Annotated in this window: 19 protein-coding genes; 9 read left to right on the top strand and 10 right to left on the bottom strand. The window is 62.4% G+C overall.

Annotated elements, in window-relative coordinates:
- The first annotated feature begins 43 nt into the window (after nucleotides 1–43).
- The 7 genes from ACQY39_RS01625 to ureG are packed head-to-tail and all read left to right on the top strand — an operon-like array spanning nucleotide 44 to nucleotide 5026.
- Nucleotides 44–625, top strand: coding sequence for a HupE/UreJ family protein (locus ACQY39_RS01625; RefSeq protein ID WP_428503159.1), 582 nt, complete (start codon nucleotides 44–46; stop codon nucleotides 623–625).
- Entirely contained in the window at nucleotides 622–927 is a 306-nt protein-coding gene (locus ACQY39_RS01620; RefSeq protein ID WP_171828416.1) for an urease subunit beta, read from the top strand. The genes ACQY39_RS01625 and ACQY39_RS01620 overlap by 4 nt, the downstream gene beginning before the upstream one ends.
- The gene (gene ureC, locus ACQY39_RS01615; RefSeq protein ID WP_428503158.1) at nucleotides 927–2645 is read left to right on the top strand and encodes an urease subunit alpha; all 1719 of its coding nucleotides are present in this window, start codon (nucleotides 927–929) and stop codon (nucleotides 2643–2645) included. Before ACQY39_RS01620 ends, ureC begins: the two co-directional genes overlap by 1 nt.
- Before the next feature lie 14 nt (nucleotides 2646–2659).
- Complete coding sequence (locus ACQY39_RS01610; protein WP_428503157.1) at nucleotides 2660–3148, top strand: GNAT family N-acetyltransferase; 489 nt, start codon at nucleotides 2660–2662, stop codon at nucleotides 3146–3148.
- Nucleotides 3145–3684, top strand: coding sequence for an urease accessory protein UreE (ureE, locus tag ACQY39_RS01605; RefSeq protein WP_428503156.1), 540 nt, complete (start codon nucleotides 3145–3147; stop codon nucleotides 3682–3684). The genes ACQY39_RS01610 and ureE overlap by 4 nt, the downstream gene beginning before the upstream one ends.
- Nucleotides 3681–4355: an urease accessory protein UreF gene (locus ACQY39_RS01600; RefSeq protein ID WP_428503155.1), complete on the top strand. Its 675-nt coding sequence runs from the start codon at nucleotides 3681–3683 to the stop codon at nucleotides 4353–4355. Before ureE ends, ACQY39_RS01600 begins: the two co-directional genes overlap by 4 nt.
- Complete coding sequence (gene ureG / locus ACQY39_RS01595; protein WP_428503154.1) at nucleotides 4352–5026, top strand: urease accessory protein UreG; 675 nt, start codon at nucleotides 4352–4354, stop codon at nucleotides 5024–5026. Before ACQY39_RS01600 ends, ureG begins: the two co-directional genes overlap by 4 nt.
- A 1312-nt stretch (nucleotides 5027–6338) precedes the next feature.
- Here the strand turns inward: ureG and ACQY39_RS01590 are convergent.
- The 9 genes from ACQY39_RS01590 to ACQY39_RS01550 all read right to left on the bottom strand — a co-directional run bounded on the left by ACQY39_RS01590 (nucleotide 6339) and on the right by ACQY39_RS01550 (nucleotide 12691).
- Complete coding sequence (locus ACQY39_RS01590; protein WP_428503153.1) at nucleotides 6339–6830, bottom strand: hypothetical protein; 492 nt, start codon at nucleotides 6828–6830, stop codon at nucleotides 6339–6341.
- A 367-nt stretch (nucleotides 6831–7197) separates the two neighbouring features.
- A complete protein-coding gene (locus ACQY39_RS01585; protein ID WP_428503152.1) occupies nucleotides 7198–7995 on the bottom strand; it encodes an RHS repeat-associated core domain-containing protein in 798 nt (265 codons plus the stop codon).
- 215 nt (nucleotides 7996–8210) lie between these two features.
- Nucleotides 8211–8504 carry a hypothetical protein gene (locus ACQY39_RS01580; protein WP_428503151.1) on the bottom strand — a complete coding sequence of 98 codons (294 nt, stop codon included), beginning with the start codon at nucleotides 8502–8504 and terminating at the stop codon, nucleotides 8211–8213.
- Between the two features lie 7 nt (nucleotides 8505–8511).
- Entirely contained in the window at nucleotides 8512–9438 is a 927-nt protein-coding gene (locus ACQY39_RS01575) for an RHS repeat domain-containing protein (protein WP_428503150.1), read from the bottom strand.
- Between the two features lie 390 nt (nucleotides 9439–9828).
- The gene (locus tag ACQY39_RS01570; RefSeq protein WP_428503149.1) at nucleotides 9829–10791 is read right to left on the bottom strand and encodes an RHS repeat domain-containing protein; all 963 of its coding nucleotides are present in this window, start codon (nucleotides 10789–10791) and stop codon (nucleotides 9829–9831) included.
- Between the two features lie 126 nt (nucleotides 10792–10917).
- Nucleotides 10918–11334 carry a pentapeptide repeat-containing protein gene (locus tag ACQY39_RS01565; RefSeq protein WP_428503148.1) on the bottom strand — a complete coding sequence of 139 codons (417 nt, stop codon included), beginning with the start codon at nucleotides 11332–11334 and terminating at the stop codon, nucleotides 10918–10920.
- Between the two features lie 16 nt (nucleotides 11335–11350).
- The gene (locus ACQY39_RS01560; protein ID WP_428503147.1) at nucleotides 11351–11821 is read right to left on the bottom strand and encodes a hypothetical protein; all 471 of its coding nucleotides are present in this window, start codon (nucleotides 11819–11821) and stop codon (nucleotides 11351–11353) included.
- Nucleotides 11728–12231 (bottom strand): hypothetical protein, encoded by a 504-nt coding sequence (locus ACQY39_RS01555; protein ID WP_428503146.1) that lies wholly within the window; start codon nucleotides 12229–12231, stop codon nucleotides 11728–11730. Before ACQY39_RS01555 ends, ACQY39_RS01560 begins: the two co-directional genes overlap by 94 nt.
- 94 nt (nucleotides 12232–12325) lie before the next feature.
- The gene (locus ACQY39_RS01550) at nucleotides 12326–12691 is read right to left on the bottom strand and encodes a hypothetical protein (RefSeq protein WP_428503145.1); all 366 of its coding nucleotides are present in this window, start codon (nucleotides 12689–12691) and stop codon (nucleotides 12326–12328) included.
- A 45-nt stretch (nucleotides 12692–12736) separates the two neighbouring features.
- Between ACQY39_RS01550 and ACQY39_RS01545 the strand changes: the two genes are divergently transcribed.
- A complete protein-coding gene (locus ACQY39_RS01545) occupies nucleotides 12737–12946 on the top strand; it encodes a hypothetical protein (RefSeq protein WP_428503144.1) in 210 nt (69 codons plus the stop codon).
- Between the two features lie 536 nt (nucleotides 12947–13482).
- Here the strand turns inward: ACQY39_RS01545 and ACQY39_RS01540 are convergent.
- Nucleotides 13483–15561, bottom strand: a complete 2079-nt coding sequence (locus ACQY39_RS01540; protein WP_428503143.1) for a S9 family peptidase — start codon at nucleotides 15559–15561, stop codon at nucleotides 13483–13485.
- Between the two features lie 237 nt (nucleotides 15562–15798).
- Here ACQY39_RS01540 and ACQY39_RS01535 point away from each other — a divergent pair, with 237 nt between their 5' ends.
- Complete coding sequence (locus ACQY39_RS01535; protein WP_428503142.1) at nucleotides 15799–16494, top strand: glutathione S-transferase; 696 nt, start codon at nucleotides 15799–15801, stop codon at nucleotides 16492–16494.
- Nucleotides 16495–16531: the final 37 nt, after the last annotated feature.

Here is a 16531-nt window from a genome sequence, read left to right as displayed (position 1 = left end):
CGCCCCTCATCCATTTCCACGACACCGACAGGAATCCGCCCTCATGAAACGCGCTCTCGTCTCCGCCCTCGCTGGCTTGCTGCCCCTGGTGGCCGTGTCGCACACCGGCGATGCCGCCCACGGCCATGACTTCATCACCGGCTTCTTCCACCCCTTGAGCGGGGCCGATCACCTGGCGGCCATGCTGACCGTGGGCTTGTGGAGCGGCCTGGCCCTGCGCCGGCCTTGGCAGGCACCGCTGGCCTTTGCCGTGCTGCTGCTGGTCGGTGCGCTGCTGGGTTTGAGCGGCCTGGAGCTGCCGGCCGTCGAGCCCATGATCGCCGCCTCGGTGCTGGCCCTGGGCCTGCTCGCCGCCACCCGGCGCGCACTGGCGCCCGCCCTGGCCATGGGCCTGGTGGGTTTCTTCGCCTGCTTCCACGGCATGGCTCATGGTGCAGAGCTGGACGGCGGCCTGGCCTTGCTGGGCATGGTGCTGGCGACCTGGCTGCTCCATGTGGCCGGCCTGGGCCTGGGCTTGTGGCTGCGCCGCACGCAGGCGCGTTGGGCCTTGCCGCTGAGCCGCGTGCTGGGCGGCGGCATTGCGCTGCTGGGCCTGGCTCTGATGGCGCGGGTGGTGGGCGCATGATTCCCGGCGAGCTGTTCACGCCCGAGGGCGAGCACCTGCTCAACCCCGGCCGGCGCACGCTGAGCCTGGTGGTGCAGAACGCGGGCGACCGGCCCATCCAGGTCGGCTCCCACTACCATTTCGCCGAAACCAATGCGGCCCTGCAGTTCGACCGCGCCGCGGCGCGCGGCATGCGGCTGAACATCGGTTCTGGCCTGGCCGTGCGCTTCGAGCCCGGCCAGCAGCGCACCGTGGAGCTGGTGGACCTGGCCGGCGCGCGCATCGTCCACGGCTTTCGCGGCCTGGTGCAAGGGAGCTTGTGATGGCTACGCTGGGACGACGTGCCTATGCCGAGATGTACGGCCCCACCGTGGGCGACCGCCTGCGCCTGGCCGACACGGAGTTGATCATTGAGGTCGAGCAAGACCTGACCCTGCGCGCCGGCGGCTACGGCGAGGAGGTCAAGTTCGGCGGCGGCAAGACGATCCGCGATGGCATGGCGCAGTCGCAGCGTGCTCGTGATGAGGGTGCTGTCGACACGGTCATGACCAATGCCCTGATCCTCGACCACTGGGGCATCATCAAGGCCGATATCGGCCTCAAGAACAGCCGCATCGTCGCCATCGGCAAGGCCGGCAACCCCGACACCCAGCCCGGCGTGGACATCATCATCGGCCCCGGCACCGAGGTGATCGCCTGCGAAGGGCTGATCGTCACCGCCGGCGCGGTGGACACCCACATTCATTTCATCTGCCCGCAGCAGATCGAGGAAGCCCTGGCCAGCGGCGTGACCACCATGCTGGGCGGCGGCACCGGCCCGGCCACCGGCACCCTGGCCACCACCTGCACGCCCGGTGCCTGGCATCTGGAGCGCATGCTGCAGGCGGCCGATGCGTTTCCCATGAATCTCGGCTTTCTCGGCAAGGGCAATGCCAGCCAGCCCCTGGCCCTGCAAGAGCAGATCGAGGCCGGCGCCATCGGCCTCAAGCTGCACGAGGACTGGGGCACCACACCGGCCGCCATCGACAACTGCCTGAACGTTGCCGAGGCCACCGACACCCAGGTCGCCATCCACACCGACACGCTCAACGAGAGCGGTTTTGTCGAGGACACGGTGGCCGCTTTCAAAGGCCGCACCATCCACACCTTCCACACCGAGGGGGCAGGCGGTGGCCATGCACCCGACATCCTCAAGGTGGTGGGCGAGGCGAACGTGCTGCCCAGCTCCACCAACCCGACCCGGCCGTACACCATCAACACCCTGGACGAGCATGTCGACATGCTCATGGTCTGCCACCACCTGGACCCGGCGATTGCCGAGGACCTGGCTTTTGCCGAAAGCCGCATTCGCCGCGAGACCATTGCGGCCGAAGACATCCTGCACGACCTTGGCGCCATCAGCATGTTCAGCTCCGACTCCCAGGCCATGGGCCGGGTCGGCGAGGTCATCCTGCGCTGCTGGCAGACGGCGCACAAGATGAAGGTGCAGCGCGGGCCTTTGCCCGGCGACGGGCCAGGCAATGACAACGCGCGGGTCAAGCGTTATGTGGCCAAGCTGGCCATCAACCCGGCGATTGCGCATGGCATCAGCCACGAGGTGGGCAGTGTCGAGGTCGGAAAGTGGGCTGATCTGGTGCTCTGGAAACCGGCCTTCTTCGGCGTCAAGCCCAGCATCATCCTCAAGGGCGGCAGCATCGCCCTGGCCGCCATGGGCGACCCCAACGCTTCCATCCCGACCCCACAGCCGGTGCACTACCGGCCCATGTTCGCGGCCTTCGGCGGCGCCCTGGCGCGCAGCTCGCTGAGCTTTGTGTCGCAGGCCGGCCTGGCGGCCGGGGTGGGCCAGCGCTATGGCTTGCAAAAGACGCTGGCTGCCGTGCGCGGCATCCGCGGTCTGGGCAAGCGCGACATGATCCACAACGATTACGCACCGCGCATGGAGGTCGATGCGCAAAGCTATGCCGTGCGGGCGGATGGCCTCTTGCTCAGCTGCGAGCCGGCGCAGAGCCTGCCCATGACCCAACGCTATTTCTTGTTCTGATGTCCTCACTTGCCATGCCCACCGAAACCGACCTGCTGATCCGCCTCGATGACCTCAGCGACCCGCGCATTGCCGCCTTCATGGAAGAGCATCTTCAGGACATGCGCGCCACCTCGCCGCCGGAAAGCGTGCATGCGTTGGACATGAACAAGCTGCGTCAGCCGGACATCGCCTTCTGGACGGCGTGGTTGAACGAGCCCGCGGGCCCGATGTTGGCCGCCACTGCCGCGATCAAGCGCCTGGATGCGGAGCACGCCGAACTGAAATCCATGCGCACCGCCGCCGCGCTGCGTGGCCGCGGTCTGGCGCGCCGCATGCTGCGCCATGTGCTGGCCGAGGCCCGTCAGCGCGGCTATCGCCGCCTGAGTTTGGAAACCGGCACGCAGGCATTTTTCGAGCCGGCCCACCAGCTCTATGCCAGCGAGGGCTTTGTCGTTTGCGGACCCTTCGGCAGCTACCGGCTCGACCCCCACAGCTGCTACATGACCTTGGCGCTGGCATGAGCGCCGCAGCGCGCTTGCAAGTGGCCCGCCTGATCCCGCAAGGCCAGGGCTTGGCACCAGCGCTGCTGCGCCGTGCGGCCAGCCTCAGCCTGGACTGGGACACGCGGCAGAAGAGCCGCTTTCAGGCCGAGGACTCCAGCGGCCGGGCCTTGGGCGTGTTCCTGCCGCGCGGCACCCAGCTGCGCGGCGGCGATGTGTTGCTGGCCGAGGATGGCAGCCTGATCCGCGTCGAGGCGGCGCCCCAGGCGCTGCTGCGCATCAGCGCTTGCGCGGAGCACGGTTCGCCCTTTGACTTGACCCGCGCGGCTTACCACCTGGGCAACCGCCATGTGCCCATCGAGCTGCAGCCTGGCTATTTGCAGATCGAGCCCGACCATGTGCTGGCCGACATGCTGCGTGCCCAGCCGCATCTGCAGGTGGAGGCGCTGGATGCGCCGTTTGAGCCGGAGGGCGGGGCCTATGCGGCGGGGCATGGGCACAGCCATGGCCATGGGCACGACCATGGTCATGCTCATCATCATCACGATCACCCATGAGCGCCCTGCTGCAACTGCTTTGGCTGGCCTCACCGGCTTTGCCGATCGGCGGCTTCTCTTATTCCGAGGGCATCGAATCGGCCGTGGCCCATGGCTGGGTGCATGACGAAGCCAGCACCGCCCACTGGCTCTCTCAGCAGCTGCGCCTGAGCCAGGCGCGCGGCGACTTGTCCTTGGCGGCCCAGGCCTTGCGAGCTTGGCGCGAAGACGACCAGGCCACTCTGCGTCGCCTGAACGACTGGTTGCTGCAGACCCGCGAGAGCGCCGAGCTGCGCCTGCAGTCCGAGCAGATGGGCCGTTCGCTGCTGGACTGGCTGCGCAATCACGACACCGCCACGCCGGTGCAGATCGCGCAGTGCCAGGCTTTGGGCCAGCCCTGCTACCCGCTGGTGATGGCCCTGGCTCTGGCCGCCAGCGAGGCCGCGCCCGAGGACGCGCTGCTGGCCTATGCCTTCGCCTGGGCCGAGGCCATGGTCGGCGCGGCCATCAAGTCGGTGCCCCTGGGCCAGAGCGCCGGCCAGCGCATCCTGGCCCGCCTGGCCGCCGAGATTCCCGCAGCGGTGGCCGAAGCCATCACCACCGATGAATCTCGGCGTCAGGCTTTTTCTCCCATGCTGGCGATTCTCTCGGCCCGCCACGAAACCCAGTACTCCCGCCTGTTCCGATCATGAATCCAAGCTCTTCGCACCAGACCCCGCTGCACCACATTCCCGGCCGCAGCAAGCGCCTGCCGCCTCTGCGCGTGGGCATCGGCGGCCCGGTCGGTTCGGGCAAGACCACCTTGCTGGAGATGCTGTGCAAGGCCATGCGCGAGCGCTGGGACTTGGTGGCCATCACCAACGACATCTACACCAAGGAGGACCAACGCCTGCTGACCCTCAGCGGCGCGCTGCCGGCCGAGCGCATCCTGGGCGTGGAGACGGGCGGCTGCCCGCACACCGCCATCCGCGAAGACTGCTCCATCAATCTGGAGGCGATCGACCGCATGCTGGCGCAGTTCCCCGACGCCGATGTGGTCTTCGTTGAGTCCGGCGGCGACAACCTGGCCGCCACCTTCAGCCCCGAACTGAGCGACCTGACCATCTACGTCATCGACGTCGCCGCTGGCGAAAAAATCCCGCGCAAGGGCGGCCCGGGCATCACCAAGAGCGATCTTTTTGTCATCAACAAAACCGACCTGGCCCCGCATGTCGGCGCCAACCTCGAGATCATGGAAGCCGACACCCGCCGCATGCGCGGCGCCAGCAAACCTTTCGTGATGAGCAACCTCAAGACCCTGGCCGGCGTGGCCGAGGTGGTGCGTTTCATCGAGGAGCGGGGGATGTTGGGGTCTGGCGGTTGAGCGAGGGCACCTTCGGTACGACATTGGCTTTGGGTCTTTCTCGTGAGGCCCTGCAGCCCGCGCCGCCACCGGGCTCATGGTTCCGGGGTCGGCCCTACCGGGCCGACTTCCTTGCGCTGCTCACGCCTCGGGGCTGGCGCATAACTCTCTTCACTCACTGCGTTCGTTTCGTTCAGACAGACGCGCCAAGTCAGAGCTTGAAGCGCGCGGGTACGCGCGCGCCCCGAGCCGCTGCGCTCTCGGCCGCGCACAAATCGCCCGGCAACGGAACGGGCTGCAGGGCGCTTGCATCGCGATCGATGTGCCCCTCGACGGTGGAACACGCCAACATCGGAGGTGGCTCGGCCCGACGACGGGCGATTTGTGCGCGGCCGAGAGCGCAGCGGAGCGGGTCAGGCGCGCGTATCCGCCCAGCAACTGGCCTTGAAGGTCGTACGCGAAGTAGACGGCAGGGTTGCTGCCGGTCTGTTTTTTGAAACGCTGACCCTGGGCGTCGTAGGCCAGCTTCATGACCAGGCTGCCGGAGCTCAGCTCGGCCAGGCGGCCTTCGTGGTGAGGGCCGTGTAGGCGCTGCCGTGTGATGGTCGGGACTTGCCTACAGGTTCAGGGCCCGACGCCGCCGCTGACCCCGCCGCCCGTGTGAACCGGCCGCCCCGCCGCCCCGCGCAGGCTGCAATGAACCCGAACTCATGTCGAGGGTCAGGTCTTGCCTTGAAAGTTAAGGTCTGACCCTCTGCCTCCTTGACCCTCTGCCTCCTGGACTTGCTTACAGGTTTAAGGTCTGACCCTGCCGCGCTTTTGCCCCTGTCGCCTTCGATGAACCGTGCTTCAAATGAACAAGGGCCGCGAGAGCGGCCCTTGTTGTTTGCAACACCTATCGATTCCAAGCATCTATGGAACCAACACGTGACCGATTACCTCCCCACCTGCCAAGACGTACACCATCTCACCAGAATCCAATCTGTTGGATATCTTTAATGAAACAGATTTTGAGCATTCACATCCATCCTTGGACCCAGTACCCACAACAAGAGTTGACCTCCCATTTTTTGAAACTGTCAGATACGATTCACTCAAGTCTCCAGCGCACGAAAGATAAGAAGAAAAGCCTAAAACATACTCGCGCGGCGCAGTCTTTGCAATATCAACATCAACTCTGGCAGACTCTTGATTGCATTTTATTGGGCTTATAACTTGAATACCTGTACCCAGCGTAAAAGATGACTTGCGTGACTCAGCCTCCTCCTGCTTGGAGCATCCTCCAAACAGGAGGAGCATCATTAAACCCACGCCCAATTTTTTCATCACAGCCTCACGGATTAAATTCGCGCCATGTGCCTGGCTTGCGAATATCCGGCACATTATTCCAATTAGACTTGGGATCCGGCGACATAGGCGGATAAGGATTGTCAAAATTGGTATTCCACGGAGTTGTCCAAGTCCGCTCATCTGGCGCAGCTACAGGAGTTTTGCGCAACTTTGCCAACTTTTCGGCTATCGAATCTTCTCCTTGCCCAGTCCTGCAAGCGTCCAACTTAACTGGCTGCTTCGGCTTACACTTTCCTTTAAGGAATTTGTGAAGTGCCTTGGCATTCATGTGGTTAACCGATTGGGGGCTGCCATGCGAAATAACTAAACACACTTCTGGATCATCACGAGTGTTTTCCGCGGCCGGATAATTGGGGTCATTTGGGGGAAGTAAAATAATCTTCTCCAATCCCAGTGGATCTACATATTTCAACGGACTACCACCGACATATGCGTATGTGTTGATGCCGACAAAACTACCACTGAGCCAAGTCATCTATTGTCAGAGGAGCGAGTAACGCATAGGGCCGCCAAGATCAGGATGAGCACCGCTTCTACAACGTCTAGCACGCCACTCTGACCTTCAGAGAGCCGGAACTGCAAGTCCCCCCAACCATAAAAGAGCACGCTGCAAAAATATGCAGCGCCCAAGGTCACAGCAACAACTCGACTCCACGGGAATGGCCTGGCGGCAACAGGAACAAGTGCTAGTAGCACCATCGCCGGAACAATAGCCCAGGTCGACGTCGTACCTGCAAAGAATAGGTATCCAAACAATCGAAGTAGAACCACTGGTACTGCCAAGACGCAGACCAATACGAAAGCCGTGGCTGCAATCAATGCGCGTGCGCGGTGGTGAAGGTTCATGGCTTAGTTCCCGCCGACCTGTACGCGCCGCCACCTCCGAAATAGACAGCCCAGTAGTAAAACGAAGCCATGCCTGACATGCCCGGCTTTTCCGCCTTCATGTCCTTTTTGAACTTGGTATCACACGCATCCTTGCCGCCTTGATCGGCATAGCACTGGTCATGCGCTTCGCAAGCCTTTGGAAAGAAATCTGGCACAAGCGAATCCGTTTTCGCATCGCCACAACCATAGCCGCACGGCAAACCATCAGGACGCAACGAGGGGTCTCTAGAAGCCGGAAAAATGCTCCGGAAATAGTCTCTCAGTGCGACTGCGCCAGCGGGAGGTTCAAGCCCTGTCGGATCCACGCGGCTAATCGGATTTCCGCCGACATATGCGTATGTGTTGATGCCTCCTGCCAGCCCGATGGGGTCAGATTGCACATACCGCCCCACCGTCGGATCGTAATCCCTGAAGTAGTTGTAATGCAGCCCCACAAACCCGTCGTACTGCTGGCCGGGCAGGCGCAGGCTGAGGTTCAGCTCGCCCAGTCCTTCGGGGTTGTTCTCCGCAGGGTTCACGCCAAAGGGCTCGCCGCCCATCCAGCGCCAACGCACCCGACCGGCGGTGTCCAGCGCAATGCGCGGCGTGCCGAGGTGGTCGGTGTGGAGGTAGAACACCTCCTGCGCACTATTGCCTGCGTTGGCCGGCGCGCCCGGCGTGGGCCGTACCGCAGCGACCGGCTGGTCCTCCAGCCAGATGTACTCGATCACGGGCTTGTACTGGGTTCCGTTGAGCGTGTACTCGCCCAGCAACTGGCCTTGCAGGTCGTAGGCGTAGTAAACGGCCGGCTGGCTGAGGGGTGGGCTGCGCCGCTAGCTGATTGACGGGCGGGCGGCTTTGGGGGGCGACAGGCAAAGCTTGACCCTCAAGACTCATGCTGGGGTGCGCAGGGCTGACCCCAGCCTACCGGGCTTGCTCGGCATCGGCGGCCGTCAGGGTATCGGGATCGTCTCGGCGGCTGCGGCCGTCAGGCAGTTGGACACTCGCCCGGACTACTGAAGCCAGCCCGAGCCCAGCGCTTGCGCAGGATGGGCTCCATATCCGGCCACTCGGCGGTAAGGAACTCATCGGCTTCACGACATCCATGCCCCTTGGCCAACAATGCAAGGGCTTGGACAACTGCCAGGTTGAGGTCGATGTCCTTCTCGTGCAAGTGCCCCATAAAGGCTGATGACAAGTCGAACGCCGCGCGATAGTCGCCTGACTCGATACGAGAGAGGCAATCGGCGATCAGCTCGCGGGTGGTGCTGTCGATGCTCATACAAGCCTCACTTCTCGCATTCCTTCTTGCAGTCCTGATAGCACTGCACGTACCTCTTGCGGGCGCCGCTCATGCACATGCGGTAGGCCTCCGGGTTGCGGCCATGCATCTTCCAATGCGCTTCGCAGTACTTCTGATCGTCGTCGTACTTCGCGTCGCAATCGGCCTCACAGCGCTCAAGCGCCGACTTCGGCAAGATGCGCTTCAACCAATCGGGCAACGAAGGCGATGGAACAGGTGTGTATTGCGGGCCACCTGGATCGGTTGGATCAACCGGGCGCGGGGACGGCCGACCCGGTGTCGGAACGCCAGGAATGATCGGTGGCGGCACGGGTATGGCCTGCAGCCCTTCCGGATCCGTGTACATCGTAGGCGCACCGTCCACGTAGTTGTACGGGTTGATCCCTCCGGCGAGCCCAATGGGATCGGATTGTGTATACCGCCCCACCGTCGGATCATAATCCCTGAAGTAGTTGTAATGCAGCCCCACAAACCCGTCGTACTGCTGGCCGGGCAGGCGCAGGCTGAGGTTCAGCTCACCCAATCCCTCGGGGTTGTTCTCCGCAGGGTTCACCCCGAAGGGCTCGCCGCCCATCCAGCGCCAACGCACCCGACCGGCGGTGTCCAGCGCAATGCGCGGCGTGCCGAGGTGGTCGGTGTGGAGGTAGAACACCTCCTGCGCACTATTGCCTGTGTTGGCCGGCGCGCCCGGCGTGGGCCGTACCGCAGCGACCGGCTGGTCCTCCAGCCAGATGTACTCGATCACGGGCTTGTACTGGGTTCCGTTGAGCGTGTACTCGCCCAGCAACTGGCCTTGCAGGTCGTAGGCGTAGTAAACGGCCGGCTGGCTGCCGATCTGCTTTTTGACGCGCTGGCCCTGGGCGTTGTAGCTGAGCTTCATCACGGTGCCGGTGGCGCTGGTGAGCTGGGCCAAGCGGCCTTCGTGCTTGTAGACGGCGGTGTAGGCTCTGCCGCGTGAGGGTCAGGACTTGCCTACAGGTTGAAGGCCGGACCCTGCCGCCGGACCCTTTCGCCTCGATGACCCTGCCGCCTCGTGTTCGACCGAAGTCAGCCGTCCGACGGCACTATGGACTCACGAGGAACGCCGAAGGAATGCCCGCTGTAGTGAGCACAGTGTTCGGCTTCAGTCGTGCTGCCAAAGCCAAGCCAGAAGTACCCGTGGGGGTCGATTTCAAGCACTAAAGCCGACTGCCCCACGAATGCAGACATCTCCTGCTGCTCACTTGTGGGTAGATCGTGCGTTAGCCAATCCGGAAGACCGAGTAGTCTGACGCGGTCCCCTACTCGGATGACAGTGCTCATTTCAACATCCCCCGGAGTACTGCTCGCCCTTGGGCCCCGTGCACTTGCACGAAACATGCTTCGGCTGACATTGTAGATTTGCAGTGGCATTTGCTTTGGCGACATTTCTAGCTGTGCCAAGGTCATTCGCTGTGCCGCCACCGAACGAAAAGCGTTTCGATGGTTCCTCCGGGCAGTTACCGGGAATGTTGTCATTACAGTCAGCTCTCGCCTTGCATGACCACTGGCCGGTCTTCCTGTCTGGCCACCAGATGTCTCGCGACCAACTCGGCGGAGTCGGTCCGGGACTCTGGTTAGGACCAACGCCTGGGGGGAAGTCAGGGTCACGCATTCCACCCGGAGGGCGGCCGGGAGCCGGAAATCCTGGTAGGCCGGGCCTGGGCCTGATCACCTGTAGCCCATCGAGATCGGTGTAGCTCAGTGGGTTGCTTTCGACGTACGCATAGGTGTTGTTCCCGCCCTCAAGCCCAATGGGGTCAGATTGCACATACCGCCCCACCGTCGGATCGTAATCCCTGAAGTAGTTGTAATGCAGCCCCACAAACCCGTCGTACTGCTGACCGGGCAGGCGCAGGCTGAGGTTCAGCTCACCCAGTCCCTCGGGGTTGTTCTCCGCAGGGTTCACGCCAAAGGGCTCGCCGCCCATCCAGCGCCAACGCACCCGACCGGCGGTGTCCAGCGCCACGCGCGGCGTGCCGAGGTGGTCGGTGTGGAGGTAGAACACCTCTTGCGCACTATTGCCCCCGTTGGCCGGCGCGCCCGGCGTGGGCCGTACCGCAGCGACCGGCTGGTCCTCCAGCCAGATGTACTCGATCACGGGCTTGTACTGGGTTCCCTTGAGCGTGTACTCGTCCAGCAACTGGCCTTGCAGGACATCGGCAAAGTGGCTGCTGCGGCTTCCTGTGTCTCCGCCGACGCTTGTTCCGATCACATGACTGACGTGCTGGGCCTGCGCGTCATACATGCGCGTCGTCTTCTGGTTGCCGGCGCTGAGGATGGCGAGGAGGCGTCCTTCATGTGCTCAAGACTGGTCAAGAATGCGCCCTGAACTCTTCGTCAAACGTGTGAAGAATATCCCGGTTCTTGACAGTTAATCAGGCTCAAAAAAAACCATTCCTTGTGAATTGGGTGTCAGCCCGTCAGGAAAAACTGTATGCCGATCATATCTCGCACCTTTAAAATTTGTCTCGACAGCAGATGTCTGCCCGTTTAGATTGTCCGGTCCAAAGTCTGCGCCCCTTAAGTCGGTGTTTGAGAAATCAGCCAAATCCAAAGTTGCGCCATTCAATCGTGCCTTTCGAAAATCAGCTCCTTGCGCATTCGCTCGGAAGAACCTGGCCCAATAAAGATCGCAGCCCTGGAAATTTGTTTGGATAGCAATGGCATCATCAAAGCAAGCGCCGGAGAGGTTTTTCCCCGCAAAGCTGAAACCGGACACGTTGTGACTGTCAAGGTCCACTCCGCTTAAGTCGCACCTTGCAAGTAAAGTTTCAATATCAGTATTCATAGCGAAGTCATCCGCTTCAGGAAGTTGCGCAGACAAGTACGAACGTGAAAATGATCGCGCCGGTCACTGTGTCGCGAACCGCCTTGAGTACTCGTTTGCAGTTCTCGCCGCAGATCGGTTCTGGTGGCGGTGACGGAGGTGGAGGATCGCTGTCCTCGCAGTCATTTTTGTATTTTTTCTCACGGTCAGTGAGTTTTTCGCGTAAATCACGTATCAATTCCTCGTGGCCCTGCTGGCTTGCTCGCGGTGGCGCACCAGGATAAGGCGGATAGTAAGGAAGATTTGCCGGATTTTCTGCTAACTCTCGAATTCTTTTGTTGATGTCGGTTTTGTAGTTGGAAATCTTAGTCTTATGGTCTTGGCAAACTCGACTGTTTGGATCGTGCCGGCTCTTTAGACCAAATGGGTCCGCATACGAAAGCGGATTTCCTCCAACATATGCAAACGTGTTGACGCCACCTTGAAGCCCAATCGGATCTGACTGCACATATCGACCCACTGTCGGATCGTAATCCCTGAAGTAGTTGTAATGCAGCCCACAAACCCGTCGTACTGCTGACCGGGCAGGCGCAGGCTGAGGTTCAGCTCACCCAGTCCCTCGGGGTTGTTCTCCGCAGGGTTCACGCCAAAGGGCTCGCCGCCCATCCAGCGCCAACGCACACGACCGGCGGTGTCCAGCGCCACGCGCGGCGTGCCGAGGTGGTCACTATGCAGGGCGAACACCTCTTGCTCGCTGTTGGGTGCGTCGGCGGTGGCACCCACCCGTGGGCGAACGGCTGCCAAGGGCTGTTCGTCCAGCCAGATGTACTCGACCACAGCCCGAATCTGGCCGGCATTGATGCCGTACTCCCCGAGCAGGCGCCCTTGCAGATTCGATGCGCGAGTTGATGACGCCACCCGAACCGCCCAAGCGGCCTATCGGGTTCGTCACCCCCGAGGACAAAGGCAAGAAGCCGACCGCTTCAAAGCGCAAGGCATAAAAGAACAACGATCAAGTTGACCCATGGCGTTGAGCCTCCCCCTCAGAAATGTCCCTCAAGGTCAACCACGAGCACGCACTAGCGAACTCGGTCAACACTTGCACCGCTGTACCCTTGTCCCCCTTGGATTGGGCATCTTCGGCATCCAACAACGCCTGGCCTAAAGCCCTGTTCCACTCAAAATGACTGCGCTGAAGATCGCGTACCCATTGAGCAAACTCGTCTGCCGTGAGATCCACCGGCACGCTCACACCTTCGACGCAATAACGAGCAAGATCCACCAGGCGCTGATGGGCTGACTGATCAAACTGCGCAGCCAACTCAGCATCAGATAACTCGCCGACTTCACGTAGCCAACCTATCAGCGCATCTTGCATTTCAGCCTCATCTCACACGACATTGTGTTTGCTTAGGTTCCCAAGTTGACATTGGCCGTCGATGCATTCAGCTGGCATGAGCTGGTCAGCGGAATGGCGCGGGCTTTGCGATACAAGGGAAAGCAAACTTCGTCACCTGCATCAGCAGAAATCGTTCCGGATGCCACTGCCAAGAATGTGACGCACATGGCTCTGCCAAGTGATGCCATGCTCTGCGGCGATCTGCTGCTCTTCGGAGAGATTTCCCCCTGCTGACCTGCTCGAAGGCGCGTGGCCGAGGCGTGAATTGACTTCATATTCCCCCTGGATTCTCAATATGCGATTGATTCGCGCACTCTAGGCGAAGGTGCTTCGGTTGAGGCTCCAAGAAATAGGGGGTGCAAAAGAAATAATGTGTTACGTAAAGCTCATAAAGTATTCGTGATCAACGCAATATTTGGACTTCGTGGCCGCCTGAAAACTGGGTAGTTTGTTCACAGAGATCGCTTCCATCGGCAGCCAGGGGTGCGGCAGAAGAAACGAACAAGACAGCGCTTGCAGGGAGTTGTGAGTCAGCTACGTGGCTCGCAGTGGAGGGATGTAGATAGTGGGGTGCCGAACCCTGCGCCCTGCGTTCGCTCGGATTGCAGTACCTCCTGCAGGACACCCAATAGGTCGGCATGTGCCGGCTCTCGCTCTGAGTCCTGGGGGCCTTTGATGCGACAGCAAGAAAACACCCCTGGACCTTTGCAGACCCAGGGGCGCGATCACCGCCCATGAACGGGCGGTGAAATGGCAAGCGGCCTAGCGGCTTACTTCTTCGCCGCAGCCTCCAGGCCCGGCACATGCTCCGCACCGGTCACGATTTGTGCGGTGGACTGGCGCACGGTCTCGCCCAGGGGCTCGACACGGCCGCCCAGGCATTGGCCGAGGAAAGCCTCGGCCACGGCGTTGAAGCCGATGCGGTTGTTGGGCTTGTTGAAGCCGTGGCCTTCGTCGGGGTAGAGCACGTAGGTGACCGGGATCTTCTTGGCTTGCATGGCCTGGACGATCTGGTCGCTTTCGGCCTGCTTGACGCGCGGGTCGTTGGCGCCCTGGCCGATCAGCAGAGGTCGCACGATCTGGTCGGCCTTGTAGAGCGGCGAGGCGGCGCGCAAGATGGCCTTGCCTTCCTCGGTCGTCGGGTCACCCATGCGGCTGTACATCTGCTTGCGACCGGCTTCCCAATAGGGCGGAATGGTGCCGAGCAGGGTTTCCAGGTTCGAGGGGCCGACGATGTCCACCGCGCAGGCGAAGGTGGTGGGGGTGAAGGCCACGCCGGCCAGGGCCGCGTAACCGCCATAACTGCCACCCATGATGGCGACCTTGTCCTTGGTGGTCACGCCTTGCTTGACGGCCCAGTCCACGGCGTCCAGCAGGTCGTTGTGCATGGCCAGGCCCCATTGCTTGTTGCCGGCATTGAGGAACTTCTTGCCGAAGCCGGTGGAGGCGCGGAAGTTGACCGCCAACACGGCATAGCCGCGGTTGGCTAGCCACTGGTGGTAGCCGTTGTAGCCATGGCCGTCGCGGGCCCAGGGGCCGCCGTGCACGAACAGCACCAGGGGCACAGGCTTGTCGGCCTTGCCGTCGCCGTTCTTGTCGGCGTCCTTGGGCAGGGTCAGGTAGCTGGGCAGGATCAGGCCATCGCGGGCCTTGATCTCCACGCCGTGCATGTCCACGAGCGGCGCGCCTTGCAGCTCGGGGCGGGCGACGTAGAGCGCTTGCAGCTTCTTGGCTTTGCGGTCGTAGAGATAGGTGGCGGCCACCTTGGACACCGGGTCGATGCCGACAATCCACTTGTCGTCACTGCGGGTGCGGCTCGACACATAGACCTCACCCTTGCCCAGCTGCTTTTGCAGCCAGTCGAAGTCGGCCTTGAGCGTCTTGTCCAGGAACTTCCACTCGCTGCTCAGGTACTCGACGGCATAGGCCTGCACCACGCCGCTGGCCGGGTCGCGCAGGGTGGCGCCGAGGTCGGCGCGGGCGTCCTGCGCCAGCACCGTGCGCTTGCCGCTGGCCACGTCTTCGGCGATCACGGCCGTGGTGTCGCTCTCGCGGGAGTCCATCCAGTACAGGGTCTTGCCGTCATGGGTGAAGCCCAGGGGCGAGGTGCTGCTGGTTTCCAGATTGGTGCTCAGATAGGGCTTGTCTTCGACCTTGCCGTCTTGCACCTTGAAGAAGTCCATGCCACCGTCGCCGTTGGGTCGCACAGCCAGTCGCAGGTTCAGATCGTTGTCGGCCTGGAAGCCGGCATAACCGTCCGCCTGCATGACCAGCTTCAGCTCACCGGTCTTGAGGTTGAGCAGGTGCACATCGTGCCAGCGCGGGTCGCGGTTGTTGATGCCGACGAGGATTTCGTCCACACGGCGGGTCGAGAAGCCGGTGGGGCGCACGCGCACCTTGTCAAACGGTGTGTAGTCGCGCTGGGCGCCGGTCTTGATGTCCACGCCGTAGAGGTGGAAGTTCTCGTCGCCGGCGTTGTCCTTGACGAACAGCACCTGTTGGCTGTTGCCCGACCAGAAATGACTCGGGATCGGGCGGTCCTTGGACTCGGTGATGGACTTCGCCGCCTCGGGCTTGTCGGCCGGCGCCACCCAGACATTCATCACGCCATTGACAGGCGCCATCCAGGACAGCCACTGGCCGTCCGGGCTCAGCTGTGCGCCGCTCTTGACCGGGTTGCCGAACAGGGCGGAGCGTGCAATCAGCGGCGTTTCAGCGCTGGCCTTGACTGTAGCCGCCGCGATGGCGTTCTGGGACAAGGTGGCGGCCAGGGCCAGGCTGGCCAGGGTCAGCAAGGAGGGACCGAATGCGCGAACCGTGGAAGCAGAAGCGGAAACAGACGATGTCATGTGTACCTCAGAAGAAAGAATGGCAGAAACGGTGGTGTCGAATCCTGTTTTTCCGTCCTACGGACACGAGAGCAGGCTGACGGGAACTGCAGGCTCGCAGCATAGTCAAACTTGTGAATCCTTCACCCAGCTGCAGCGACAAACGGAGGCTTGGCCACGATGAGCTGCGGATCGGCCCGATGGGCGCGGCGCCCTGGCTTATGCTGGCGCTCGTCACCTTGCCTGCGAGTTTTCGCCATGCTGCAACTCTTCATCGCCAACAAGAACTACTCGTCCTGGTCTCTGCGACTCTGGCTGCTGCTGAAGCAGTTGGCGATCCCTTTTGACGAGCGCTTGGTGGTGTTTGGCCAGGCGCCGGGCAGCGCCGGTGACTACCGCTTGTTTTCGCCGACCGGCCGCGTGCCCTGTCTGCAAGATGAGGGTCTGACGGTCTGGGATTCCCTGGCCATCGTCGAATACCTGGCCGAACTCGACCCGCGGGTCTGGCCCCAGGACCGCGCGGCCCGCGCCTGGGCGCGCAGTGCCTGCGCCGAGATGCATTCGGGCTTTCAGCGCCTGCGCGACGTCTGCACCATGAACTGTGGCTTGCGTGTGCAGGTGGGCGACTGGTCGCCCGCCCTGCTGGCCGATTGGCAGCGCATCGAGGCCTTGTGGCTGGAAGGCCTGACGCGTTTTGGCGGCCCTTTTCTCGCCGGACCCGCCTTCACCGCGGTCGACGCCTTTTTCGCGCCGGTGGCCTTTCGGGTGCAGAGCTACGCCCCGGCTTTGAGCGAGCCCGCGCGAGCCTATGCTCAGCGGCTGCTGGAACTGCCCGCCATGCAAGCCTGGTACCGCGCCGCCCTGGCCGAGACCTGGCGCGATGAAGCGCACGAGGCCGAGGCCCGCGCGGCCGGCCTGTGCTTGCAGGATTTGCGCGCTCCAGCCCAAGGCTGAGGCGCGCGCTCGGAATAATCTGGGACGATGCGGGTCT

Origin of the sequence: Roseateles sp. (assembly GCF_965262435.1) — a bacterium.
Taxonomy (GTDB): Bacteria; Pseudomonadota; Gammaproteobacteria; order Burkholderiales; family Burkholderiaceae_C; genus Paucibacter_A.
Note: the sequence above shows the minus strand (reverse complement) of the source record. Positions and strands in the feature narration are given on the sequence as shown.